General features: G+C 68.2%; 21 protein-coding genes and 1 pseudogene. 12 read left to right on the top strand and 10 right to left on the bottom strand.

Annotated elements, in window-relative coordinates; genetic code table 11:
- The first annotated feature begins 74 nt into the window (after nt 1-74).
- Entirely contained in the window at nt 75-839 is a 765-nt protein-coding gene (locus BUR99_RS04565) for an SDR family NAD(P)-dependent oxidoreductase (RefSeq protein ID WP_074259112.1), read from the top strand.
- A gap of 10 nt (nt 840-849) precedes the next feature.
- Here BUR99_RS04565 and dhaM read toward each other — a convergent pair whose 3' ends face one another.
- Genes dhaM through dhaK form a run of 3 tightly spaced genes read right to left on the bottom strand, consistent with a single transcriptional unit; the run spans nt 850 to nt 3,247 of the window.
- Nucleotides 850-1,572: a dihydroxyacetone kinase phosphoryl donor subunit DhaM gene (gene dhaM / locus BUR99_RS04570; RefSeq protein WP_074259480.1), complete on the bottom strand. Its 723-nt coding sequence runs from the start codon at nt 1,570-1,572 to the stop codon at nt 850-852.
- A gap of 1 nt (nt 1,573) precedes the next feature.
- Complete coding sequence (gene dhaL / locus BUR99_RS04575) at nt 1,574-2,221, bottom strand: dihydroxyacetone kinase subunit DhaL (RefSeq protein WP_074259113.1); 648 nt, start codon at nt 2,219-2,221, stop codon at nt 1,574-1,576.
- Between the two features lie 24 nt (nt 2,222-2,245).
- Nucleotides 2,246-3,247, bottom strand: coding sequence for a dihydroxyacetone kinase subunit DhaK (gene dhaK, locus BUR99_RS04580; RefSeq protein WP_074259114.1), 1,002 nt, complete (start codon nt 3,245-3,247; stop codon nt 2,246-2,248).
- Between the two features lie 265 nt (nt 3,248-3,512).
- Between dhaK and BUR99_RS04585 the strand changes: the two genes are divergently transcribed.
- Together BUR99_RS04585 and glpK are read left to right on the top strand one after the other, a co-directional pair.
- A complete protein-coding gene (locus tag BUR99_RS04585; RefSeq protein ID WP_394327831.1) occupies nt 3,513-4,241 on the top strand; it encodes an MIP/aquaporin family protein in 729 nt (242 codons plus the stop codon).
- Nucleotides 4,242-4,333: 92 nt separating this feature from the next.
- The gene (gene glpK / locus BUR99_RS04590; RefSeq protein ID WP_074259116.1) at nt 4,334-5,848 is read left to right on the top strand and encodes a glycerol kinase GlpK; all 1,515 of its coding nucleotides are present in this window, start codon (nt 4,334-4,336) and stop codon (nt 5,846-5,848) included.
- 68 nt (nt 5,849-5,916) lie between these two features.
- On the opposite strand, the gene trpD is transcribed toward glpK, so the two are convergent.
- Complete coding sequence (trpD, locus tag BUR99_RS04595; RefSeq protein WP_074259117.1) at nt 5,917-6,969, bottom strand: anthranilate phosphoribosyltransferase; 1,053 nt, start codon at nt 6,967-6,969, stop codon at nt 5,917-5,919.
- 138 nt (nt 6,970-7,107) lie between these two features.
- Between trpD and ctaE the strand changes: the two genes are divergently transcribed.
- The 6 genes and pseudogenes from ctaE (at nt 7,108) to BUR99_RS04620 (ending at nt 12,254) form a co-directional block, all read left to right on the top strand.
- A complete protein-coding gene (gene ctaE, locus BUR99_RS04600; RefSeq protein WP_074259118.1) occupies nt 7,108-7,737 on the top strand; it encodes an aa3-type cytochrome oxidase subunit III in 630 nt (209 codons plus the stop codon).
- Between the two features lie 49 nt (nt 7,738-7,786).
- Complete coding sequence (qcrC, locus tag BUR99_RS04605) at nt 7,787-8,581, top strand: cytochrome bc1 complex diheme cytochrome c subunit (RefSeq protein WP_074259119.1); 795 nt, start codon at nt 7,787-7,789, stop codon at nt 8,579-8,581.
- 39 nt (nt 8,582-8,620) lie between these two features.
- Nucleotides 8,621-9,697 (top strand): cytochrome bc1 complex Rieske iron-sulfur subunit, encoded by a 1,077-nt coding sequence (gene qcrA / locus BUR99_RS04610; protein ID WP_074259120.1) that lies wholly within the window; start codon nt 8,621-8,623, stop codon nt 9,695-9,697.
- A complete protein-coding gene (qcrB, locus tag BUR99_RS04615; protein ID WP_074259121.1) occupies nt 9,694-11,301 on the top strand; it encodes a cytochrome bc1 complex cytochrome b subunit in 1,608 nt (535 codons plus the stop codon). Before qcrA ends, qcrB begins: the two co-directional genes overlap by 4 nt.
- Before the next feature lie 32 nt (nt 11,302-11,333).
- Nucleotides 11,334-11,459: pseudogene (locus BUR99_RS20665) on the top strand (putative RNA methyltransferase); the annotation flags it as partial.
- Between the two features lie 45 nt (nt 11,460-11,504).
- The gene (locus BUR99_RS04620) at nt 11,505-12,254 is read left to right on the top strand and encodes a methyltransferase domain-containing protein (protein WP_159440950.1); all 750 of its coding nucleotides are present in this window, start codon (nt 11,505-11,507) and stop codon (nt 12,252-12,254) included.
- Between the two features lie 188 nt (nt 12,255-12,442).
- Here the strand turns inward: BUR99_RS04620 and BUR99_RS04625 are convergent, their stop codons facing one another.
- The 5 genes from BUR99_RS04625 to BUR99_RS04645 all read right to left on the bottom strand — a co-directional run bounded on the left by BUR99_RS04625 (nt 12,443) and on the right by BUR99_RS04645 (nt 17,633).
- Nucleotides 12,443-12,874, bottom strand: a complete 432-nt coding sequence (locus BUR99_RS04625) for a cytochrome c oxidase subunit 4 (protein WP_074259123.1) — start codon at nt 12,872-12,874, stop codon at nt 12,443-12,445.
- Nucleotides 12,874-14,610 (bottom strand): aa3-type cytochrome oxidase subunit I, encoded by a 1,737-nt coding sequence (gene ctaD, locus BUR99_RS04630; protein ID WP_074259124.1) that lies wholly within the window; start codon nt 14,608-14,610, stop codon nt 12,874-12,876. The genes BUR99_RS04625 and ctaD overlap by 1 nt, the downstream gene beginning before the upstream one ends.
- A gap of 6 nt (nt 14,611-14,616) precedes the next feature.
- The gene (ctaC, locus tag BUR99_RS04635) at nt 14,617-15,510 is read right to left on the bottom strand and encodes an aa3-type cytochrome oxidase subunit II (RefSeq protein WP_074259125.1); all 894 of its coding nucleotides are present in this window, start codon (nt 15,508-15,510) and stop codon (nt 14,617-14,619) included.
- A 199-nt stretch (nt 15,511-15,709) separates the two neighbouring features.
- Complete coding sequence (erpA, locus tag BUR99_RS04640) at nt 15,710-16,060, bottom strand: iron-sulfur cluster insertion protein ErpA (protein ID WP_074259126.1); 351 nt, start codon at nt 16,058-16,060, stop codon at nt 15,710-15,712.
- A gap of 118 nt (nt 16,061-16,178) precedes the next feature.
- Complete coding sequence (locus BUR99_RS04645; RefSeq protein WP_074259127.1) at nt 16,179-17,633, bottom strand: dipeptidase; 1,455 nt, start codon at nt 17,631-17,633, stop codon at nt 16,179-16,181.
- A 37-nt stretch (nt 17,634-17,670) separates the two neighbouring features.
- On the opposite strand from BUR99_RS04645, the gene BUR99_RS04650 reads away from it, so the two are divergent.
- A complete protein-coding gene (locus BUR99_RS04650) occupies nt 17,671-18,255 on the top strand; it encodes a DUF3043 domain-containing protein (RefSeq protein ID WP_074259128.1) in 585 nt (194 codons plus the stop codon).
- A gap of 78 nt (nt 18,256-18,333) precedes the next feature.
- Here the strand turns inward: BUR99_RS04650 and BUR99_RS04655 are convergent, their stop codons facing one another.
- A complete protein-coding gene (locus tag BUR99_RS04655; protein WP_074259129.1) occupies nt 18,334-19,482 on the bottom strand; it encodes an alkaline phosphatase family protein in 1,149 nt (382 codons plus the stop codon).
- 74 nt (nt 19,483-19,556) lie between these two features.
- Between BUR99_RS04655 and BUR99_RS04660 the strand changes: the two genes are divergently transcribed.
- Nucleotides 19,557-22,031, top strand: coding sequence for a DNA gyrase/topoisomerase IV subunit A (locus tag BUR99_RS04660; RefSeq protein WP_074259130.1), 2,475 nt, complete (start codon nt 19,557-19,559; stop codon nt 22,029-22,031).
- A gap of 110 nt (nt 22,032-22,141) precedes the next feature.
- Nucleotides 22,142-23,491, top strand: a complete 1,350-nt coding sequence (locus tag BUR99_RS04665; RefSeq protein ID WP_074259481.1) for an FAD-binding oxidoreductase — start codon at nt 22,142-22,144, stop codon at nt 23,489-23,491.
- Nucleotides 23,492-23,651 lie beyond the last annotated feature (160 nt).

Below are 23,651 nucleotides of genomic sequence, written 5' to 3' on the forward strand. Positions count from 1 at the left end.
CCAGTGCCCGCCCGAGGCTTGCCAGTGCGCCGATTCCCGGCATCCGGCACGGCAACCGCGAATAGGCTTGGCACATGACGGATGCCACTGACACACGCCAGGTCACGATCATCACGGGCGCGAGCCGCGGAATCGGCGCAGCGATCGCCGAACGCCTCGCGGCCGACGGGCACGACCTCGTGCTCACCTACCGCGAGCGACGTGACGAAGCCGATGCGATCGCGCGCCGGTGCGCGTCATCCGGTGCTCGGGTGCTGCTGCTGCAGGTCGACCTCGCCGACCTCGAGGCGACGGCCACGGTCGTTCCCGCGGCGATCGCCGAGTTCGGGCGGATCACCGGCCTCGTCAACAACGCCGGCATCACGGGGCGCATCGGGAGCTTCCTCGACGCGAGTCTCGAAGAGAGCGATGGGCTCTTCCGCGTGAACGTGCTCGCACCCATCGTGCTCACGCGGGCCGCGATCGCGCACATGGCGACCGACCGAGGCGGTGCAGGCGGCAGTATCGTGAACATCTCCTCGGGTGCGGCCCGCAGCGGCGCACCGAACACGTACATCCCCTACGCCATGAGCAAGGCTGCGCTGAACGCGCTCACGACGGGCGCGTCGAAGGAGTTCGGCCCCGTCGGCGTGCGGGTCAACACGGTCTCCCCCGGTACGACGCACACCGAGATCCATGCGGCGGCCGGTCGGCCGAACGCTCCTGAAGAGCGCGCTCCGAACATCCCGATGCGTCGTGCAGGCGAGCCGCACGAGATCGCCGGTGCAGTCGCCTACCTCTTCTCAGCGGATGCCTCGTACACCTCGGGCGCCGACATCCGCGTCGCCGGGGGCAACTGACCGACGGCGTTCAGGCTTCGCCGAAGCCCGACTCCGCGAGTGCCGCCAAGGCGTCGACCGCTTCGCGCCCGCTCAGGTCCCTGCTCGTGATGTCGACCTGTGCGCCTTTCGTGAGGCCGAGCGACATGATGCCGAGCAGGCTCTTCGCATCGGTGCCGTTCACGGTGACCTTCTGCGGGAACGTGCTCGCGAGTTTCACGAGCTCGGCGGCGGGCCGAGCGTGCAGCCCGTCGGAGTTCACCAGACGAATGCTCCGGGTGTAGCCGGGTGCCGCCGCGGCGGTCGGCGCCACATCCGCCGGCGCTGCTCCGGTGGTCGCACCCGCGCTCGCCGCGATCGCCGGCCCTCGTGCCGATTCGGCGGCCGCCACGACCACGTCCAGCGGATCCCCCGCTTCGGCCGCGACCGCAGCGGCGACCCCGCCTTCGACGAGCGGCGCGTCGACGATGCGCACCCGCTCGCGCACCTCGTCGTCGAGGAAGTCGAGGGCCGTCTCGGCCGTGAGGATCGCAGAGCCGAGATCGCACAGCACCACCACGCCACGTCCTGAGTCGGCCTCGGCGATGCCGGCGGTCACGAGATCGAAGCTCGTGCCGATGCGGCCGTCATCGGTGCCGCCCGCGGCGACGAGCGCAGCCGTCGGCGCCATCTGCCTCGCCAGCTCGACGAGCCCTGCAGCGATCGCCGCCGAGTGCGAGACGAAGAGCACGCCGACCTTCTCCGGAGTGGCCATGTCACGCACCTGCTGATGCCGCCGCCGCATCAGCGGCCGCTCGGAGCAGCAAGGCACTCGACTCAGCCCCCGGGTCGCGATGCCCGGCCGATCGTTCGCCGAGATAGCTCGCGCGGCCCTTGCGCGCCACGAGCGGCTCGGTGGCGAGGGCACCGGCCTCGGCCGCATCGGCGGCCGCGGCGAAGACGCCTGCAGCGTCGACTCCCGCGGCGGCCGCGGCATCCGCTGCGTCGACGGCGGGAGTCAACGCGTCGATCATCGTCTTGTCGCCGGTCTCCGCCTTCCCGCGCGCCACGACGCCGTCGCGCGCGGCCGTGAGGATCGCGGCGATCGCCGGGCCGTCGAGCGACACCGCGCTGCCTGCGGCGGCGGCGGCCTTCAGGTATGCGGTTCCGTAGAGCGGACCGGCCGCGCCGCCGACCGTGGAGATGAGCGTCGTCGCGACGAGTTTCAGCACATCGCCGGGCGTCGAACCAGCAGCGAGGTCGTCGAGCTTCGGCAGCACGGCCTGGAATCCCCGGTCCATGTTCTCGCCATGGTCGCCGTCGCCGATCTCACGATCGAGCGTGATCAACTCGACTCGGTGCTCCGAGATCACCTGTGCGCTCCGTCTGACCCAGTCCACTGCCCAGGTGATGTCCAATCCCACCGAGATTCCCCCTTCGATCCTTCTCTATCTGCCCCACCGCAGTGCAGCCGTCTGCACCGGGGCATCCCACAATTCGACCATCTCGTCGTCGAGCTTCAGCAACGTGATCGACATGCCCTGCATCTCGAGGGCGGTGATGAAGTTGCCCACGAGCGATCGGGTGATCTGGATGCCGCGTTCCTCCAGCACCTCAGCGGCCCTGCGGTACGCGAGATACAACTCGACCTGGGGCGTGCCGCCCATGCCGTTCACGAAGAGCAGGGCGCGCTCGCCGCGCTCGTACGGCAGGTCGTCGAGGATCGGCTCGAGGAGCCGGTCGACGAGACGATCTGCGGGTTCGAGCTTGACGCGTTCGCGACCGGGTTCGCCGTGGATGCCGATGCCGATCTCGATCTCGTCCTCGGCGAGGGTGAAGCTGGGCTCGCCTGCGTGCGGCACGATGCACGGCGTCAGGGCGAGTCCCATCGACCGGGCGTTGGCGTTCACCCGCTCGGCCACCGCGACCACCGCGTCGAGCGAGTCGCCCCGTTCGGCTGCCGCACCGGCGATCTTCTCGACGAGCACGGTGCCGGCGACGCCTCGTCGGCCGGCGGTGTAGAGCGAGTCCTTGACCGCGACGTCGTCATTCGTGATGACGGCCCGGACTTCGATGCCGTCTGCGGCCGCGAGGTCCGCTGCCGTCTCGAAGTTGAGCACGTCGCCGGTGTAGTTCTTCACGATGTGGAGCACGCCCGCCCCGCCGTCGACCGCCTTCGTCGCCGCGACGATCGGATCAGGGGTCGGCGAGGTGAACACCGCTCCCGGCACCGCGGCGTCGAGCATGCCGAAGCCGACGTAGCCGGCGTGCAGCGGCTCGTGCCCGCTGCCGCCGCCGCTCACGATGCCGACCTTGCCGGAGATCGGCGCGTCGGCGCGGACGACATGGATCGGATCGAACTCGACGCGAACGATGTCGGCATGGGCGAGGCCGAATCCGGCGACCGACTCGTCGACGACCCGCTTGGGATCGTTGATGATTTTCTTCACGACATCCCTTTCCCTCAGCCACCGGGCGCCGTGCAGCTGTGCAGCGACGTCGACGCAGCATTTCCCTCGCCAACCTACGCCCGACAGGCTGCCAACCGTAAGGGGCAGCACGAAATCTCACTCACCCCATTCCCCGCTGTACCCGGTCTGAGTATCGTGGGCAGTGTTCCGCCCCTGGGCGAAGCCCTCGGGCTAGCGAAAAGGATGGATGGTCAACGTGGACAATCTCGGAGTGTTGTTCCTCAGCGAGCTCGTCGGTACCGCGATGCTCGTGCTCCTCGGCTGTGGTGTCGTGGCCAACGTGGCCCTCGCCAAGACGAAGGGCTTCAACGGCGGATTCCTCATGGTGACGATCGGCTGGGGCCTCGCGGTCTTCGCCGGTGTGATCGTCGCCTACGCGTCGGGCGCGCACATCAACCCGGCCGTCACCCTCGGTCTCGTCGCCAACGGCGCCACCGAGTTCGGCAACGCTGCGCTCGGCCTCACCGTGCCGGTCGACCCCGTCTCCGTGAGCGCCTACATCGGCGCGCAGTTCATCGGAGCGATCATCGGCGCCGTGATCGTGTGGCTCGCCTACAAGCAGCACTTCGATCAGGAGCCCCAGGCAGCCTCGAAGCTCGGCGTCTTCTCGACGGGCCCCGGCATCCGCAACTACGCCTGGAACCTCGTGACCGAGATCATCGGCACCTTCGTGCTGGTGTTCGTCGTGATCGGCTTCGGCGGCGGCAGGCAGGGCGACGGCGGCCTCGCGGCCCTCGGTGCGCTGCCCGTTGCGCTGCTGGTGATCGGTATCGGCGTCTCGCTGGGTGGCCCGACGGGCTATGCGATCAACCCGGCCCGTGACCTCGGTCCGCGCATCGCCCATGCGATCCTGCCGATCCACGGCAAGGGCGGCAGCGACTGGTCGTACTCGTGGGTGCCGGTGGTCGGCCCGGTCATCGGCGGCTTGCTCGCCGGGTGGCTGGCGATCCCGCTGCTGCCCATCATCACCTGATGACGTCGGGGCCGGTCCGTCGGGCCGGCCCCGCGTCATCCGCAGCACGACCGCCGGTCTCGGCCGGCTGAGCAGATTGAGAGAGAAACCGAATGGCCGACTACATCCTCGCGATCGACCAGGGCACGACCTCGTCGCGCGCGATCATCTTCGACAAGGCCGGATCGATCATCTCGACCGGACAACTCGAGCACGAGCAGATCTTCCCGCAGGCCGGCTGGGTCGAACACAACGCCACCCAGATCTGGGACAACACGCGTGAGGTGATCGGCCAGGCCCTCGGCAAGGCCAATCTCACCCGGCACGACATCGCCGCGGTGGGCATCACCAACCAGCGCGAGACCGCCGTCGTCTGGGACAAGAACACCGGGCGCCCCGTCTACAACGCGATCGTCTGGCAGGACACCCGCACGCAGCCGATCGTCGACCGCCTCGCTGCCGACGGCGGCGTCGAGCGGTTCAAGCAGCAGGTCGGCCTGCCACTCGCGACCTACTTCTCGGGCACGAAGATCGTCTGGATCCTCGAGAACGTGCCCGGCGCACGCGAGAAGGCCGAGGCCGGCGACCTGCTGTTCGGCACGACCGACACCTGGGTGCTGTGGAACCTCACGGGCGGTGTCGACGGCGGCGTGCACGCGACCGACGTCACCAATGCCAGCCGCACGATGTTCATGGACCTCGAGACCCTCGCCTGGGACGACGACATCCTCGCCGCCTTCGGCGTGCCGAAGTCGATGCTCCCCGAGATCAAGTCCTCCTCCGAGGTCTACGGCACCGCCCACTCGTCGAGCCTGCTCCGCGAGGTCCCGGTCGCCGGCATCCTCGGCGACCAGCAGGCCGCCACGTTCGGCCAGGCCGCGTTCGACGCCGGCGAATCGAAGAACACCTACGGCACGGGCAACTTCCTGATCTTCAACACGGGCGAGGAGATCGTCCACTCGAAGAACGGACTGCTCACGACGCTCGGGTACAAGCTCGGCGACGCCGCTCCCCATTACGCGCTCGAGGGTTCGATCGCCGTCACGGGTTCGCTCATCCAGTGGCTCCGCGACAACCTCGGCCTGTTCTCGAGCGCTCCCGAAGTCGAGGCGCTCGCCAAGACGGTGGAGGACAACGGCGGGGCGTACTTCGTGCCCGCGTTCTCAGGTCTGTTCGCACCGTACTGGCGTCCTGACGCCCGCGGTGCGCTCGTCGGCCTCACGAGGTTCGTGAACAAGGGCCACATCGCCCGCGCGGCCCTCGAGGCGACGGCGTTCCAGACGCGCGAGGTGCTCGACGCCGTCAACGCCGACTCGGGCGTCGACCTGACGGAGCTCAAGGTGGACGGCGGCATGATCGCCAACAACACCCTCATGCAGTTCCAGGCCGACATCCTCGGCGTGCCCGTCGTGCGCCCGGTCGTCGCAGAGACCACCGCACTCGGTGCGGCCTACGCGGCGGGCCTCGCGGTCGGGTTCTGGTCGAGCCTCGACGAGCTGCGGGCGAACTGGCAGGAGGACTCCCGCTGGGTGCCGTCGATGGATCCCGCCGAGCGAGACCGTCAGCTCCGGCTCTGGAAGAAGGCCGTCACGAAGACCTTCGACTGGGTCGACGCCGACGTGAAGTGACGTTCTGTGCTCGCTGAGCCTGTCGAAGCGGGAAGGCCCCCTTCGACAGGCTCAGGGCGCAGGAGTCATCAGGCCTTCGTGGCCGCGATCCACTGCTCGAGCTTGCGCGCGGCCGCACCGCTGTCGATCGCGGACTCGGCGATGGCGATCTTCTCGGTGAACCGATCGAGGATGGCGCGCTGGAACTGGCTCGGGTCCTTCGCCAGCTCGAAGGAGACGAGACCGGCCGCGGCGTTCAGCACGACGATGTCGCGCACCGGGCCGCGGGCGCCCGCGAGCACGTCGTGCACGACGGCGGCGTTGTGCTGCGCGTCGCCGCCCGCGAGCTGATCGATCGTCGCGCGCGCGATCCCGAGGTCGCGCGGGTCGAGGTCGTGCTCTTTGACGGTGCCGAGGGACACCTCCCAGACGTGGCTGTGGCCGGTGGTCGTGAGCTCGTCGAGGCCGTCGTCGCCACGGAAGACCAGCGCGGTCGCGCCGCGGGTCTGGAAGACGCCGACGATGAGCGGCACCCGGTCGAGCTGGGCCACGCCGACCGCGGATGCCTCGGGGCGGGCGGGGTTCACGAGCGGGCCGAGGAAGTTGAAGACGGTGGGCACACCGAGCTCGGAGCGCACGCGACCGGCGTGACGGAATCCCGGGTGGAACGCCGCCGCGTACGCGAAGGTGATGCCGGCCCGGCCGAGCACCTCGGCGACACGCTCGGCCGGCAGCTCGAGGTCGAGCCCGAGTGCGGCGAGCACGTCCGACGAGCCCGACGACGAGCTCGCGGCACGATTGCCGTGCTTGATCACGGGCACACCGGATGCCGCGGCGACGATCGAGGCCATCGTCGAGACGTTGACGGTGCCGAAGCGATCGCCACCGGTGCCGACGATGTCGAGCGCCATCGGATCGACCGGGAGGGCGACGGCGTGGTCGAGGATCGCGTCGCGGAAGCCCACGATCTCGTCGACGGTCTCCCCCTTCACGCGGAGGGCGATGAGGAATCCGGCGAGCTGGGCCTCGCTGATCGCGCCCGTCATGACCTGTTCCATGCACCACGCGGCATCCGAAACACTCAGATCGGACCCTTCGAGAAGGGAATTCAAGATGTCTGGCCAGTTCTGTCCTGCGGGCATGCGTCGATCCTATCTGCGGGATTCACGGCGGATTCGCGGCCTTTGCACAGCGCAACTTAGGTTCGCCTTACCCGACAGGAGCGACACGACTCCTCCGGATGACGAAAACTCAGCCCTCGTTTCAGCCATAATGGGAGGGTGACGAGCACCTCAATCACTTATCAGGCGAGCGCGCCCCTGATCAAACGACCGAACACCGTAGCGGTGGGAACGATCGTCTGGCTCGGCAGCGAGGTCATGTTCTTCGCGGGACTCTTCGCGATCTACTTCACGCTGCGGTCGACATCACCCGAGCTCTGGACCTTCGAGGCCGGGCGGCTGAACGTACCGTTCGCGGCGGTGAACACGCTGATCCTCGTGCTGTCGTCGGTCACGTGCCAGTTCGGCGTCTTCGCAGCGGAGCGCCTGCAGCCGTACGCGACCGGATGGAAGCCGACCCAGTGGGGCGTGGTGGAGTGGTTCTTCCTCACCTACGCCATGGGTGGCGTCTTCGTCGCCGGCCAGGTCTGGGAGTACGCGACGCTGGTGTCCGAGGGCATCGCGCTCGACTCCAACGCCTACGGCTCGGCCTTCTACCTCACGACGGGCTTCCACGCCCTGCACGTCACCGGTGGTCTGATCGCGTTCCTCTTCGTGATCGGCCGCGTCTTCGCGGTCAAGAACTTCGGTCACCGTGAGGCGACCAGCGCGATCGCCATCTCGTACTACTGGCACTTCGTCGACGTGGTCTGGATCGGACTGTTCTTCGTCATCTACGTCCTCAAGTAAGTCGCATCAGGAGCGTCACCACAGCATGTCCGTGAACAGGAAGATACCCATGACTCGCCAGAAGCGACGCACCGGACGCCGGCACCCGCTCGCCACCGTCGCGCTCCTCGCGCTCGGCCTCGTCTTCACCGGCGGTGCATACGCCGCGCTGAGCAACGGCACCACCGCGCAGGCCGAAGTGGACCCGAACTCGCAGCAGACCATCGAAGAGGGCAAGAAGCTCTTCCAGGCGAACTGCGCCACGTGCCACGGGCTTTCGGCCCAGGGCACGGACGAGGGTCCCAGCCTCATCGGCGTCGGCGCAGCGGCCGTCGACTTCCAGGTCGGCACCGGCCGCATGCCGATGCAGATGCAGGGCCCCCAGGCGCAGCAGAAGCCCGTCCAGTTCACCGACGAGCAGATCCAGCAGCTGGCTTACTACGTCGCCTCGCTCGGCCCCGGCCCCGACATCCCCAGCGACCACCTCGTCAACGGCGGCGGAGACGCCGCGAACGGCGCGGAGCTCTTCCGCATCAACTGCGCGATGTGCCACAACGTGGCCGGCGCCGGCGGCGCGCTCACCGAGGGCAAGTTCGCTCCCCCGCTGACGGATGTCTCGGGCGTGCACATCTACGAGGCCATGGTCACGGGCCCGCAGAACATGCCCGTCTTCAACGACCTCAACATCTCGCCCGAAGACAAGCGCGACGTCATCACGTACCTCAAGTATCTGCAGGACAACCGCTCGCCCGGCGGCATCGAACTCGGCTCCCTCGGGCCGGTCGCAGAGGGTCTGTTCATCTGGATCTTCGGTCTCGGCGCAATCGTCGCGATCACCGTGTGGATCACGGCGAAGTCCAACTAGCGCACGCCCCGGCACAGAAGTAGCTGAAGAAGGAGAACCATGGCACAGGACGACCACAGCGGCGCAGAGCTCGCCGCTGCCGACTCGTCGCACGCCGCGCACGACACTGCCGTCTCGCCGGGAACCGCGGTCATCACCGCCGACTCGTTCGAGAACCCCGGCTTCCCGCCGCACCGGCCTCGGGTCACCGACGAGAACCCCAAGCGTGAGAAGCGTGCCCAGCGCACCGTCTACACCCTGTTCTACCTGTCGATCCTCGGAAGCGTCTGGGCGATCGCTGCGTACATGCTGTTCCCGATGGAGTCGAACGACGTCGGGGCGGTCCGCCTGAACAACATGTTCTTCGGTCTCGGTGCGACCCTGGCCCTGCTCGCCATCGGCTTCGGCGTGGTGCACTGGGGCAAGGCGATCATGGCCGACGTCGAACTCGTCGACGAGCGCCACCCCATCGGCGGCTCCCCCGAGACGCAGGCGGCGGCCGTCAAGGTGTTCGCCGACGCCGACCGCGAGTCGGGCTTCACCCGCCGCGCGGCGATCCGCAACAGCCTCATCGGTGCGCTGCTCGTCTTCCCGCTTCCCGCCATCGTGCTCTTCCGAGGTTTCGCTCCTCAAGACCAGATGCCCGTCGAGCTGCTCAGCCACACGATGTGGAAGAAGGGAACGCGCCTCGCGCTCGACCCTTCGGGCGTGCCGATCAAGGCCGCCGACGTCACCATCGGCAGTGCGTTCCACGTCATCCCCGAGGGTCTGCAGGACCTCGAGCACGGCAAGCTCGAAGAGAAGGCCAAGGCAGCGGTGCTGCTCATGCGCCTCGAGCCGAGTGAGCTCAACCCTGCGCCCGGCAAGGAGAACTGGGCGTACGAGGGCATCGTCGCCTACTCCAAGATCTGTACGCACGTCGGATGCCCCGTGGCACTGTACGAGCAGCACACGCATCACCTGCTGTGCCCGTGCCACCAGTCGCAGTTCGACGTCGCGAACAACTGCGAAGTCATCTTCGGCCCGGCAGCGCGTCCCCTGCCGCAGCTTGCGATCGAGGTTGACGACGAGGGCTACCTCGTCGCGCAGCACGACTTCACCGAACCCGTCGGCCCGAGCTTCTGGGAGCGCAATTGACCACCGCACCGTCCGCAACCGCGCCGCAGAAGCGGTCGTTCACGTCAGCTGCGTCCGTGTACGTCAACGAGCGCACGAGTATCGCGGGATTCGTCAAGGAACTCGGCCGTAAGGCCTTCCCCGACCACTGGTCGTTCCTGCTCGGCGAGGTCGCGCTCTTCAGCTTCGTCGTCGTGCTCATCTCGGGCACCTTCCTGACGTTCTTCTTCCAGGCCTCGATGGTCGAGGTGCACTACGACGGCTCGTACGTGCCGCTCAAGGGCGTCGAGATGTCGGTCGCCATGGCGTCCACGCTCGACATCTCCTTCGACATCCGTGGCGGCCTGTTCGTGCGCCAGATGCACCACTGGGCTGCGCTGCTCTTCGTCGCCGCCATCGGCCTGCACATGCTGCGCATCTTCTTCACGGGTGCGTTCCGCAAGCCGCGCGAGCTGAACTGGGTGATCGGCTTCATCCTCTTCATCCTCGCGATGGCAGAGGGCTTCACCGGCTACTCGCTCCCCGACGACCTGCTCTCGGGCAACGGCCTCCGCATCATCGACGGCATGGTCAAGGGCATCCCGCTGATCGGAACCTGGACCTCGTTCCTGCTCTTCGGCGGCGAGTTCCCCGGCACCCAGATCGTGGGCCGTCTCTACACGCTGCACATCCTGCTGCTGCCGGCTCTCGTCGTCGCGCTCGTCGCGCTCCACCTCGTGTTCGTCGTGGTGCACAAGCACACGCAGTACGCCGGTCCGGGCAAGACCCAGCAGAATGCGGTCGGCCCGCCCATCCTCCCGATCTACGCGGCAAAGGCCGGCGGGTTCTTCTTCATCGTCTTCGGTGTGCTCGCGCTCATCGCGTCGATGTTCACGATCAACCCGATCTGGAACTACGGTCCGTACGACCCCTCCCCCGTCTCCGCCGGTACCCAGCCCGACTGGTACATCGGCTTCGCCGACGGCGCCCTGCGACTGATCCCGCCGGGCTGGGAGTTCGTCTGGCTCGACCGCACGTGGTCGTTCAACATCCTCGTGCCGCTGATCGTGATCGGCATCTTCATCGTGACCGTGCTGATCTACCCGTTCATCGAGGCCTGGGTCAAGGGCGACAAGCGCGAGCACCACATCGCCGACCGTCCTCGCAACGCTCCGACCCGCACGGCGATCGGTGCAGCAGGTGTCACGTTCTACGCCGGCCTCTGGGCGGCAGCGAGCTCCGACATCCTGGCGACGCACTTCTCGCTCACCATGGAGGGCGTCATCCACGCACTCCAGGCGGTCGTCATCCTCGGCCCGTTCGTCGCGTACTTCATCACGAAGCGCGTCTGCATCGCACTGCAGAAGAAGGACCGCGAGATCGTGCTGCACGGCTACGAGTCCGGGCGCATCGTGAAGCTGCCCGGCGGCGAGTTCATCGAGGTGCACCAGCCCCTCGACGAGTATGACCGCTGGAAGCTCGTCAGCTACGAGAGCTACGCACCGCTCATGATCCGTCCGAACGCGCGTGGCAAGATCACCGTCGGACAGCGTCTGCGCGCATCGTTCTCGCGTTGGTTCTTCGAAGACCGCATCGCGCCGGTCTCGAAGGGCGAGCTCGAGTCCGGCCACGACACCCACCACTGACGATCCCGTCAGACGGATTCGGGCACCGCGCCATGTCGATCGATTCGACGTGGTTGCGGTGCCCGAACTGCTTTCACGACCTCGAACCGGTCACCGACCGCGTGCTCGGCTGCGCGGTGGGTCATCGGTTCGACCTGGCCAAGCACGGCAGCGTCACGCTGCTCCCCCCGAAAGCGCCTCGCACCGTCGGCGATGATCGGCAGATGCTCGAGGCGCGCTCCCAACTCCTCGACTCCGGAGCGTACGCCCCGATCGTCGACGCCCTCGCCGCATCCGTGCGCGGCTCGACGCAGCTCGGCGTACCGGGCGCTCCTCCCCCGCACCTCCCGTCGCCCGGTGATGTTCCCGGCGACCGACTCGGGCTGAGGATCGCGGATCTCGGCTGCGGCACCGGCTACTACGCCCGCAGGCTGTCGGCATCGGTGGATGGCGACTCGGTCCTCCTCGCCGACCGGTCACCGACGGCCGTCCGGATGGCCATGCGAGGCGTGCCCGAATCCACCGGTGTCGTGCTCGACCTCTGGAGACCGCTCCCGATCCGCGACGCCAGCGCAGACGTCGCCATCAACGTCTTCGCGCCGCGCAATCCTCCAGAATTCGCTCGCATCGTGCGCACAGGCGGGCTCCTGCTCGTCGTCGTGCCGAGCGGCGATCACTTCCTCGAGCTTCGACGCCTGGGGGCGGCGCTCGACGTTCCCGAGGGCAAGGCCGAGCTCGTCACCGCCCAGTTCACGGCCGAGGGCTTCACGGCGGCAGGTTCGACGCGGGTGGAGTACCCCCTCGTCACCGATGCCCGGATGCGCGAGCTGCTCGTGGACATGGGGCCGGCCGCGCATCACCGTGCTGCCGCGGTGGATGCCGATGCATCCGGCGAGCTCTCCGTGACCGTCTCGGTCGATGTCGTCGCGTTCGTCCGCACGGCGGCGTCGAACGGCTCCGCGCCGTCGCGCTGACCGGCCCTGCGCGGGCGTCGTCGGTCCGTCCGTCCCCCGCGCGCGCTTCGCCGTTCCCGTCTGTCGGAATGGACACTGACTGACCTGGGCTTCCGGCCATCGGCCTTCCTACCCGGGCCCGCCGCATCCGAGACACGAAACGGCCCCGTGCGCGAGGCGCACGGGGCCGTTCAGTCGACCAGCTGAGATCAGCGGGCGAAGTTTCCGCGGTAGTACTCGTAGACCCAGCCGACGAGGGCGATCACGCCGAGTCCGACGGCGATGAAGGAGATCCAGAACCCGACCGCGAGCCCGAGGAACATCAGCGCTGCCGCAGCGGCGAGCACGATCGGCCACCAGCTCCACGGGCTGAAGAACCCGAGCTCGGCGTCGCCGTCGTCGATGTTCGCGTCGAGACGGTCCTCGGGCAGCTCAGCACCCTGCGCCTTGTGCACACGACCGAGGTAGAACGCGATGAACGCGCTCAGCACGGCCGTCAGCGTGATCGCAACCGTGCCTGCCCACTCGGGGTGATCGAGGCCGTGCGACGCGTTGTCGGCCCAGCTCCAGCCGATGTAGACGCCGGCGACGATCGCGAGGAAGACCGTCAGGATCCAGAAGAGGTTGACGTTGGCGCGCATTACTTGATCTCCTCCGAAGCGGCGTCATACGTTGGCGACTGCGGTGCGTCCTTCGCCGGACCGATGCCGACCGGGATGCCGGCCTCGGGGTGGTTGAGGTCGAACGCGGGACGCTCCGAACGGATGCGCGGAATCGACGTGAAGTTGTGGCGCGGCGGCGGGCAGCTGGTCGCCCACTCGAGCGATCCGCCGTAGCCCCACGGGTCGTTGACCGTGACCTTGGGAGCCCGACGAGCGGTGATGTACACGTTCAGGAAGAACGGGATCATCGAGATCGCCAGGATGCCGGCACCGATGGTGGACAGCTGGTTCATCCACGTGATATTGTCTTCAGGCAGGTACGAGTAGTACCGGCGAGGCATCGCCACGACTCCGAGCCAGTGCTGGATGAGGAATGTCGTGTGGAAGCCGATGAAGAGCAGCCAGAAGTGCCACTTGCCGAGCGTCTCGTTCAGCATCTTGCCGGTCCACTTCGGCCACCAGAAGTAGAAGCCGGCGAACATCGCGAAGACGACGGTGCCGAACACCACGTAGTGGAAGTGCGCGACGACGAAGTACGTGTCGGACACGTGGAAGTCGAGGGGCGGCGACGCGAGGATGACGCCCGTGAGGCCACCGAACACGAAGGTGATGAGGAAGCCGAGCGACCAGATCAGCGGCGTCTCGAAGGTGATCGAGCCTCGCCACATCGTGCCGATCCAGTTGAAGATCTTCACGCCCGTCGGCACGGCGATGAGCATCGTCATGAGGGCGAAGAACGGCAGCAGCACGGAACCGGTGACGTACATGTGGTGAGCCCACACCGTGACCGAGAGCGCGGCGATCGCGATGGTCGCGTAGATCAGCGTCTTGTAGCCGAAGATCGGCTTACGGCTGAACACCGGGAAGATCTCGGAGACGATGCCGAAGAACGGCAGCGCGATGATGTACACCTCGGGGTGGCCGAAGAACCAGAAGAGGTGCTGCCACAGGATGACGCCGCCGTTTGCGGGGTCGAACACATGGGCACCGAAGATGCGGTCTGCGGCTGCAGCGAGGATCGCCGCGGCGAGTACCGGGAAGGCCATGAGCACGAGGATCGAGGTCACGAGGGTGTTCCACGTGAAGATCGGCATGCGGAACATGGTCATGCCGGGCGCCCGCATCGTGATGATCGTGGTGATGAAGTTCACCGCGCCGAGAATGGTACCGAAGCCGGAGAGGCCGAGGCCGACCATCCAGAGGTTTCCGCCGACACCCGGCGAGAACGTCGTCGATGCGAGTGGCTGATAGGCGAACCATCCGAACGACGCCGCACCCTGCGGGGTGAAGAAGCCGGCGACGGCGATCAGCGAGCCGAAGTTGAAGAGCCAGTACGCGAAGGCGTTCAGACGCGGGAACGCCACGTCGGGCGCGCCGATCTGGAGCGGCATGAGCACGTTCGCGAAACCCGCGAACAGCGGGGTCGCGAACATCAGCAGCATGATCGTGCCGTGCATCGTGAAGAGCTGGTTGTACTGCTCACGCGTCTGGATGATCTCGAGGCCCGGCTCGAAGAGCTGCGCCCGGATGATCAGCGCCATGACGCCGCCGATGCAGAAGTAGATGAACGCGGTGATCAGGTACATGTACCCGATGACCTTGTGGTCGGTGGACGTGATCCACCGGACGAGGATGTTGCCCTTGCGTTCGACCTTGGAGGCGCCGAACGGAAGCGTGCTCGCAGAGGGGCGAGCCGGTGCGGTCGTAGTGCTCATCGCGGCTTAGTGCTCCTCTTTCAATTCGGGCGCGCCCGTCCCGGGCAGGTTCTGGTTGCGGTCGTACTCGTTCGACAGCTGGCCTTCCTGGCCGGCGTCGCGAAGCGACTCGATGTAGTCGTCGTACTCGGCCTGCGAGACGACCTCGACGTTGAAGAGCATGAGCGAGTGGTACTCACCGCAGAGCTCGGCGCACTTGCCGGCGTACGTGCCTTCGCGCTCGGGCACGAACGACATGTAGTTGGTCTTACCCGGGTACATGTCCTTCTTGTAGAGGAAGTCCACGACCCAGAACGAGTGGATGACGTCGCGAGATTCGAGCTCGATCTCGACGTTGGCGCCGACGGGCAGGTACAGGGTCGGCAGCTCCTCCTGGACGAGCGAGCCCTTGGGCCCCTCTTCGGAGAGCTGGCCCTGGATGCCGGGCGAGTAGACGTCTTCATTGACGTAGTTGAAGTCCCACGCCCACTGCTTGGCGATGACCTCGACCTTGACGTCGATGTCCTCTTCGGCGAAGCGCTGCTCGATCGCGGCCTGATCGCGTGCGGTGAAGGCGAAGAAGCCCAGCACCAGGATCAGCGGGATGACCGTGTAGAAGATCTCGATCGGCATGTTGTATCGCAGCTGCACCGGGAGGCCGGTCTGGCCCTTGCGGCGACGGTAGGCGATGACGGCCCAGATCGTCAGACCCCAGGTGATGACACCCACGATCAGCAGCACGATCCACGAGGTGACCCAGAGGCCTGAGACACGCTCGGTGTGGTTCGTTACCGGCGCCTCACCCTCGACGAATCCGGGGAGGAATCCGTTCAGCTGGGCTTGCGTGCACCCTGCGAGGACGAGACTGAGCGACGCTGCGATCGGGATTGCAGCCCATCGGAGACGGCGGTTGTTGCGCACCGGTGACCTTTCGGGAGACTCGAAGGCGCTTCACAGTGAAGCGCGGTGATCGTTGTCTAGCCTACTCCGACTCGACCCCCGGGGTGTGCACTCAGGCGTGGTGTCGGGCGCGTCGAACCACGGATTTCGGGCTCCACCTGTGAAAACACCGAAGGGAGGTCGCTTTCCGCGACCTCCCTTCGGAGCAGTTCAGAGTGCGTCAGTGGAACGAGTCACCGCACGCGCAGCTGCCTTCGGCGTTCGGATTGTCGATCGTGAAGCCCTGCTTCTGGATCGTGTCCTCGAAGTCGATCGACGCGCCATCGAGGTACGGCACGCTCATCTTGTCGACGACGACCTCGACGCCCTCGTAGTCGACGACGGCATCGCCGTCGAGCAGGCGCTCGTCGAAGTAGAGCTGGTAGATGAGGCCCGAGCAGCCGCCCGGCTGCACCGCGACGCGCAGTCGAAGGTCGTCGCGACCCTCCTGCTCGAGGAGGCTGCGCACCTTGTCGGCGGCGGGGTCGCTCAGCTTCACGCCGTGCGCGGTCTCGGTGATCGTGTCGCTCATGTCTCTCCTCGGTGCGTCAGGGAACGCGGAACCTGCTTCCATGGTAACCGCAGGAACGGCACCCGGGGGCGGCCCGCTCTCAGGAATCCTCGTTCTCTCAGGAATCCCGGCTCCGCTCTCAGGAATCCTCGCTCCGCGCGTCGAGACGCGCGAGGAAGAGGGCCTCGCTCAGCAGCGCGCGCTGGAAGACGCCGAGGTGCAGCGACTCGTTCGGGCTGTGCGCACGCGAGTCGGGGTCCTCGACGCCGGTCACGAGGATCTGCGCGGCGGGGAACTCCGCGACGAGCTCGGCGATGAAGGGGATCGAGCCGCCCACGCCGATCTCGACGGGCTCCTTGCCCCAGGCCTCGGCCATGGCCGCGTTCGACTCCGCGACCGCCCAGCCCGAGGTGTCGACGAGGAAGGGATTGCCGAGTTCGACCGCGTCGAACTCGAGCTTCGCGCCGAACGGAACGTGCGCCTCGAGGTGGGAGCGGATCGCCGCGAGGGCGTCGACGTCGCGCTGACCCGGCGCGACGCGGGCGCTCACGCGCACGGCGACGCTCGGAACGAGCGTGTTCGAGGCGTTGGCCACCGTGGGCGCATCGATGCCCGTCACCGTGATCGCCGGCTGCGCCCAGATGCGCGAGAGGATCTCACCGCGACCGATCGGCGTGACGCCGTCGAGGAGGCCGGTCTCCGCCCGGAGCTTCGCCTCGTCGTAGGCGGGCGTCTCGAGGTCGGCCGAGGTCAGCCCGTCGACCGCGACGGAACCGTCGGCGTCGTGGAGGGTCGCGAGCAGCTGGATCGCGGCGAGCATGGCATCGGGGACCGCTCCCCCGAACATGCCCGAGTGCGAGGCGTGCCCGAGCGTCGACACCCGCATGCGGAAGGCCACCGCGCCGCGAAGTGCGACGGTCAGCGCCGGCGTCTCGAGGTCCCAGTTGCCGGAGTCGGCGACGACGATCGCGTCCGCTTCGAGCAGTTCGCGGTTCTCGTGCAGGAAGTTGGCGAACGAGAGCGAGCCGGACTCCTCCTCGCCCTCGATGAAGAGCGCGATGCCGAGGTCGAAGTCGGCGCCGAGCACCTCGGTGAGTGCACGGATGGCGCCGATGTGCGCCATGACCCCGGCCTTGTCGTCGGCGGCGCCGCGGCCGTACAGGCGATCGCCGCGGAGGGTCGGCTCGAACGGCGCCGACTCCCAGTCGGAGTCCTCCCCGGGCGGCTGCACGTCGTGGTGCGCGTAAAGGAGGACCGTGGGCCGGCCGTTCCGCGCAGCACGGCGCGCCACGACGGCCGGCTTGCCGAGCGGGGCATCCTCGCCCTCGCCCTCGCCCTCGCCCTCGCCGATCGCAGCGCGACGGATCTCGACGAGGTCGAAGACGCCGAGGCCGCGCACGAGTTCGGCGACCGCCTCGGCACTCGCCTCGACGTGGGCGTCGTCGAACGCGGCCCAGGACACCGAGGGGATCTTCACGAGGCGCGTGAGATCGGCGATCGTGGCGGGGAAGGCGGCTTCGACGGCGCTGCGCAGCGCATCGCTCGTGGAGGTGGGGTCGGAAGTTCCGCCGGCGGCGGGAAGAGACTCGGTCATGCCGGTAATCTTAAGGGGAACCGATTCGAGGAATCCCGTGGCCAAGAACCCGAACAACACCGAAGAACCGAGCGCCGAGACGCTCGAAGAGACCCAGGCTCGCCTGAAGGCCGGCAAGGGTGCGCCCACGCCGAGCCGGGCGCAGCAGGAGGCGGCACGCAAGCGGCCGCTCGTGCCGAACGACCGCAAGGAGGCGGCGAAGCAGGCACGCGCCAAGGCTGCGGAGTCGCGCGAGCGCGCCCGCATCGGCATGGCGGTCGGCGACGAGCGCTACTTGCCCGCCCGCGACCGCGGCCCCCAGAAGAAGTACGTGCGCGACTACGTCGACGCGCGGTTCAGCATCGGCGAGATCCTCATCCCCGTGATGTTCGCGGTCATCCTGCTGACGTTCGTGCCGAGCGCCCAGGTGCAGTCAATCGGCATCCTGGCGCTGTGGGCGTTCTTCCTCGTCGCGGTCATCGACGTCATCGTGCTGGGCTTCATCCTCACGAAGAAGCTCGCCGCGAAGTTCGGCGCCGACAAGGTCGAGCGCGTGCGCTGGTACGCCGCGATGCGCGCACTGCAGCTGCGCCCGCTGCGCCTGCCGAAGCCGCAGGTCAAGCGCTGGAACTACCCCGAGTGATCCGGCAGCACCTCCAGTGAACGGATGCCTCGGGGCGTCGCGATCGCCCGCCCCGAGGTTCCGTGAACCGCCGCTGCATCAGTCGCGGCTGAACACTCCCCCGCGGATGAGCGGAACCCTGGTCTCCTCGTCGCTGAGCGACCCGTGCTGGCCGATCATCGCCTCGGCCTGACGGTTCGGCTCCCTGCGGTCGTAGTACGCGATGCCGGCGCGCGCCGCGATGATGATGTCGCCGATGCGATCGCGCACCTCGTCGGCGACCTCGCCGTACAGTCCGGCCTCGATCGCCTCGTCACGGCTCACCACCCACGAGCGGTGTCCCTCGGCGGCGCGCCACCCCTCGACCAGGGCGGTGCGAGCGGATGCCTCGAGCCCCGGTTCGAAGTACAGCGCGACGCATCGCGGCTCTCCCCCGACGTGACGCACCCCGACGAGGAGTTCGGGCCGGTCGTCGATGAAGACGTGGCGATGCGCGGGCACATCGACCACGCCGTGGTCGGCGGTGACGAGGAGGCCGGCGCCACGGGGCATCCGTCGTTCGAATGCCGCCAGTTCGGCGTCGAGCGTCTCGAGCTGGCCGAGCCACCTGTCGGATTCCCAGCCATGCGCGTGCGCGGCCTGGTCGAGCTCGGGCACGTACAGGTAGACGACCGCGCGCTCGCCGGTCGCGAGGATGCGGTCGGCTTCCGCGAAGCGGTCGGCGATGGAACCTCCGGGCCGGTACTCGGCCCCGCGGAGCACCGCGTGGGTGAAGCCCGAGTCGGAGTATCGGGCGGCGCCGATCGCGTAGCTCGGGATGCCGGCATCGCGCATCGTCTCGAAGAGCGTCGGCAGGCGTTGCCAGGTCTCGGGCGGCATGCCCGCGTCCCATCCGCTCAGCTGGTTGACGACGCGATCGTGGGCTGCGTCGAGCACGCGGTATCCCACGAGGCCGTGCTCACCGGGAGACCGGCCCGTCGCGAACGTCGCGATCGAGGCCGCCGTCGTCGACGGGAACACGGTGCGGAGCACGTCGCGCTTGGCCATGCGGGAGGCGAGGAACCTGGCGTGCCCGGCTCGCGACTGGATGTTCGATGCGCCGAGCCCGTCGACGAGCACGACGACGACGGCTGTCGCCCGCGGAAGGCCGAGATCGTTCGGGAGGCCCTGCAGGGCCGACATCGAACTGCCGAGCACCCCGGCAAGGCGCGGGGCGGTGTCGGCGGGCACCGGTAGCATGGCAGACATCGCGCCCAGTCTGGCACAGGCCGGGCGCTCCCCTGTTTCCCGCGTGCATGCCACGCCCGCCCCAGAGACGACGGATGACCCGAGCAAAGAATCAGCCCGCCGAAGACCCGATCGTCGAGCGCATCGAAGACGTCGACGTCGCCGCTGAGATGCAGGGCTCGTTCCTCGAGTACGCGTATTCCGTCATCTACTCGCGAGCGCTTCCCGACGCCCGCGACGGTCTGAAGCCCGTGCAGCGGCGCATCCTGTACCAGATGACCGAGATGGGCCTGCGGCCCGATCGCGGCCACGTGAAGTCGGCGCGCGTCGTCGGCGAGGTCATGGGAAAGCTCCACCCGCACGGCGACACGGCGATCTACGACACCCTCGTGCGCATGGCGCAGGCCTTCACCCTGCGCGTGCCGCTCATCGACGGTCACGGCAACTTCGGCTCGCTCGACGACGGTCCCGCCGCATCGCGCTACACCGAGGCACGCCTCGCCTCCCCCGCCCTCGCGATGACCGAGGGTCTCGACGAGAACGTCGTCGACTTCGTGCCGAACTACGACAATCAGCTCACCCAGCCCGAGGTGCTTCCTGCGGCGTACCCGAACCTGCTCGTCAACGGCGCGAGCGGCATCGCGGTCGGCATGGCCACCAACATGGCCCCCCACAACCTCATCGAGGTCGTCGGCGCCGCGCGGCACCTCATCGCGCACCCGAACGCCACGCTCGACGAGCTCATGGAGTACGTGCCCGGCCCCGACCTGCCCACGGGCGGCACCATCGTGGGTCTCTCGGGCATCAAAGACGCGTACGCCACCGGTCGCGGCAGCTTCAAGACCCGCGCCAAGGTCAGCGTCGAGTCGATCACGGCCCGCAAGACCGGCCTCGTCGTCACCGAGCTGCCCTATCTCGTCGGCCCCGAGAAGGTCATCGAGAAGATCAAGGACGGCGTCAACGCCAAGAAGATCAACGGCATCTCCGATGTCACGGACCTCACCGACCGCACCAACGGGCTGCGACTGGTCATCGGCATCAAGACGGGCTTCAGCCCCGACGCGGTGCTCGAGCAGCTCTACCGGCTCACGCCGCTCGAGGACTCGTTCAACATCAACAACGTCGCCCTCGTCGACGGCGGCCCCCAGACGCTGGGCCTGCGCGAACTCCTCCAGGTCTACGTGGCGCACCGCATCTCGGTCGTCACCCGCCGCTCCGAATACCGCCTCGCCCGCCGGCGCGAACGCCTGCACCTCGTCGACGGCCTGCTCATCGCGATCCTCGACATCGACGAGGTCATCCAGCTCATCCGCGGCAGCGATGACACCGCCGCCGCCCGTGCCCGCCTGATCGAGGTCTTCGATCTCAGCCAGGTGCAGGCCGACTACATCCTCGAACTGCAGCTGCGCCGGCTCACGAAGTTCTCGCGCATCGAGCTCGAGGCCGAGCGCGACAAGCTCCGCGCCGAGATCGCCGAGCTCGAGGCGCTGCTCTCGAGCCGGCACCGCATCGAGGCGCTCGTCTCCGACGAGCTCGCCGAGATCGCCGAGCGCTTCGGCACTCCGCGCCGCACCCTCCTCACGGACGCCCGCCCGAGCATCGCCGGCGCTGCCGCAAAGCGCGCCGCTGCGATCCTCGAGGTCGCCGACGTGCCCTGCCGGGTCTTCCTCTCGGCCACGGGTCGCATCGCGCGCGTCGACCTGCCCGTCGGCGACGAGGGGGCGCCGGTCATCACCGTGCCCGCTCGCCGCAGCAAGCACGACGCCATCCGCTCGACGCTCGACACGACGAGCCGGGCCGAGATCGGCGCCGTCACGAGCCTCGGCCGGCTCATCCGGTTCACGCCGGTCGACCTGCCGATGCTGCCGCCGACCTCGGTGCAGCTCGGTGCCGGCGTCAAGATCGGCGACTACCTCGCGCTGCCGAACCGCGACGAGAAGGTGCTCGCGATCGTCTCGCTCGACGCCGATCGATCGATCGCCCTCGGCACGAAGCAGGGTGTGGTCAAGCGCGTCGCCACCGGCGCCTACCCGAACAAGCCCGAGTTCGAGGTCATCGGACTGAAGGCCGGCGATGAGGTCGTCGGGGCCGTGCAGGGCGATGAGACCGACGAACTCGTGTTCGTGGCGAGCGATGCCCAGCTGCTGCGGTTCCCCGCTGCGACGGTGCGCCCCCAGGGCTGCCCCGCCGGCGGCATGGCCGGTATCAACCTCGGCAGCGGTGCGCATGTCGTGCACTTCACCAGCATCGCCGCAGACGACGTGCCCGAGGCGGTCGTCGTCACGATCGCCGCGACGACCGACACCCTGCTCGGCACCGACCCCGGCAGCGCCAAGGTCAGCGATTTCGCGGAGTTCCCCGCGAAGGGCCGCGCGACCGGCGGTGTGCGCGCACAACGCTTCCTGAAGGGCGAAGACGCATTGCACCTCGCCTGGGTCGGTCGCTCCCCCGCCCTCGCCGTCGGGCCGGACGGCACGGCTCGCATCCTGCCCGACAGCGGCGCCAAGCGCGACGCCTCGGGCCAGCCGCTCGAGGCCGTCGTCGGCGCGATCGGCACGCGCATCGGCTGACCGCGCTCGTCGGGGTTGACGCGGGCACCGTCGAGGGGCATATTCGGCCGTGCCGGCCGATGAACCTCGCACTCGTTCGCGCCGGCTCTCGGGCGAACGGGAGGGCCCTCATGGCGCGCGCGACGCTGCACGACATCGCCGGCACGGTGATGGAACCGGGTGACGACGGCTACGACGAGGCCCGCACGGTCTGGAACGGCATGATCGACCGGCATCCGCGCTACGTCGTGCGCTGTGCCGACGCGACCGACGTCGCGACAGCCATTCGGTTCGGCACGCAGAACGATCTCGACATCGGCGTGCGCTGCGGTGGACACGGCATCGTCGGACACGCGGTTCCCGACGACGGGCTCATGCTCGATCTGCGCCCGATGGGCGACGTGCAGGTCGATGCGATCGGGCGCCGAGCACGGGTGCAGGGCGGCGCCCTCCTCGGCGCGCTCGACCGGGCGACGCAGCGGCACGGCCTCGCCACGACGGCCGGGAACGTCTCGCACACCGGCGTCGGCGGGCTCACCCTCGGTGGCGGAATGGGCTGGCTCGCGAGGCGGCTCGGGCTCGCCTGCGACAACGTGCTCGCGTTCGAGCTCGTCACGGCCGATGGTGAGCTGCTGCGGGTCGACCGCGACTCCCACCGCGAACTCGACTGGGCGCTGCGCGGCGGCGGCGGCAACTTCGGCGTCGTCACCGCGTTCGAGTTCGCGCTTCACCCAGAACCCGGCGACGCGATCGCCGTCGAGTTCCACTATCCGATCGAGGATGTCGCGGACGCTGAGGCGGCCGCGACGGCGATGCGCGCCTGGCGCGACCTCAGCATCGACGCGCCACGCGAATCGACCTTCACTGCGACGATCTCAGGCGGAACGGTGGCGCTCGGGTTCGTGTGGGTCGGTGACACGCTCGACGCGCGTGCACGCATCGTCGAGCTCGAGCAGCGCCTCGACCAGGCGGCCTCCCCCGCTTCGAGCTCGGTCGATCCGCTCAGCTACCTGGAGTTGCAGACGCGCGAAGACGACGTCGAGGGCCACGCATGGCGTCGGTACTGGAAGGGACACTACTTCCGTGAGCTGGGCGACGACCTGATCGATGCGCTGCTCGAACGCGATGACGAACTCTCGCCCGACGTGAGTCTGCAGGCATACGGCGGGGCCATCGCAGACGTACCCGGCGACGCCACCGCGTTCTCGAGACGCGACACGGCGTTCGAATTCGTGGCCGCCTCCCGCTGGCGCTCGCCCGACGAGGATACGGCACGGATGGCGGCCGCACGACGCTACGCCAGCACGATGGACGACTACTCGAGCGGCGCGTACGTCAACGTGCTCGGCGACGATGGAGACGCCGGGCTCCGGCGCGCGTACTCGGCCGATCAGCTGACACGATTGACCGCCGTCAAGGACACGTACGATCCCGGCAATGTCTTCCACCTGAACCAGAACATCCGACCGACGACTCGGTGATACGACACGCGTCCATGCGGTCGCGCTGCTGCGAGTCGGAGCGCTCGATGATGAACTCCTGGCGCGGCTGCGGAGCGGCGCATCCCTGCGGCGTCCGATGTCCGCCGCGCCGGACGCACGGCGCGCCCGGAAATCCTTGACACGCTCGAATCGCAGAGGA

This window comes from Agromyces cerinus subsp. cerinus (assembly GCF_900142065.1).
Lineage (GTDB): Bacteria > Actinomycetota > Actinomycetes > Actinomycetales > Microbacteriaceae > Agromyces > Agromyces cerinus.

Bases quoted from the DNA above. Each gene is read 5' to 3' on its own strand.
- dhaM (WP_074259480.1), bottom strand. From the start codon at position 1,572: ATGGCCACTCCGGAGAAGGTCGGCGTGCTCTTCGTCTCGCACTCGGCG.
- glpK (WP_074259116.1), top strand. From the start codon at position 4,334: ATGGCCGACTACATCCTCGCGATCGACCAGGGCACGACCTCGTCGCGC.
- BUR99_RS04645 (WP_074259127.1), bottom strand. From the start codon at position 17,633: ATGACCGAGTCTCTTCCCGCCGCCGGCGGAACTTCCGACCCCACCTCC.
- BUR99_RS04625 (WP_074259123.1), bottom strand. From the start codon at position 12,874: ATGCGCGCCAACGTCAACCTCTTCTGGATCCTGACGGTCTTCCTCGCG.
- BUR99_RS04665 (WP_074259481.1), top strand. From the start codon at position 22,142: ATGGCGCGCGCGACGCTGCACGACATCGCCGGCACGGTGATGGAACCG.
- BUR99_RS04655 (WP_074259129.1), bottom strand. From the start codon at position 19,482: ATGTCTGCCATGCTACCGGTGCCCGCCGACACCGCCCCGCGCCTTGCC.
- qcrC (WP_074259119.1), top strand. From the start codon at position 7,787: ATGACTCGCCAGAAGCGACGCACCGGACGCCGGCACCCGCTCGCCACC.
- BUR99_RS04565 (WP_074259112.1), top strand. From the start codon at position 75: ATGACGGATGCCACTGACACACGCCAGGTCACGATCATCACGGGCGCG.
- ctaD (WP_074259124.1), bottom strand. From the start codon at position 14,610: ATGAGCACTACGACCGCACCGGCTCGCCCCTCTGCGAGCACGCTTCCG.
- BUR99_RS04585 (WP_394327831.1), top strand. From the start codon at position 3,513: ATGCTCGTGCTCCTCGGCTGTGGTGTCGTGGCCAACGTGGCCCTCGCC.
- qcrA (WP_074259120.1), top strand. From the start codon at position 8,621: ATGGCACAGGACGACCACAGCGGCGCAGAGCTCGCCGCTGCCGACTCG.
- BUR99_RS04620 (WP_159440950.1), top strand. From the start codon at position 11,505: ATGCTCGAGGCGCGCTCCCAACTCCTCGACTCCGGAGCGTACGCCCCG.
- erpA (WP_074259126.1), bottom strand. From the start codon at position 16,060: ATGAGCGACACGATCACCGAGACCGCGCACGGCGTGAAGCTGAGCGAC.
- trpD (WP_074259117.1), bottom strand. From the start codon at position 6,969: ATGCCCGCAGGACAGAACTGGCCAGACATCTTGAATTCCCTTCTCGAA.
- BUR99_RS04660 (WP_074259130.1), top strand. From the start codon at position 19,557: ATGACCCGAGCAAAGAATCAGCCCGCCGAAGACCCGATCGTCGAGCGC.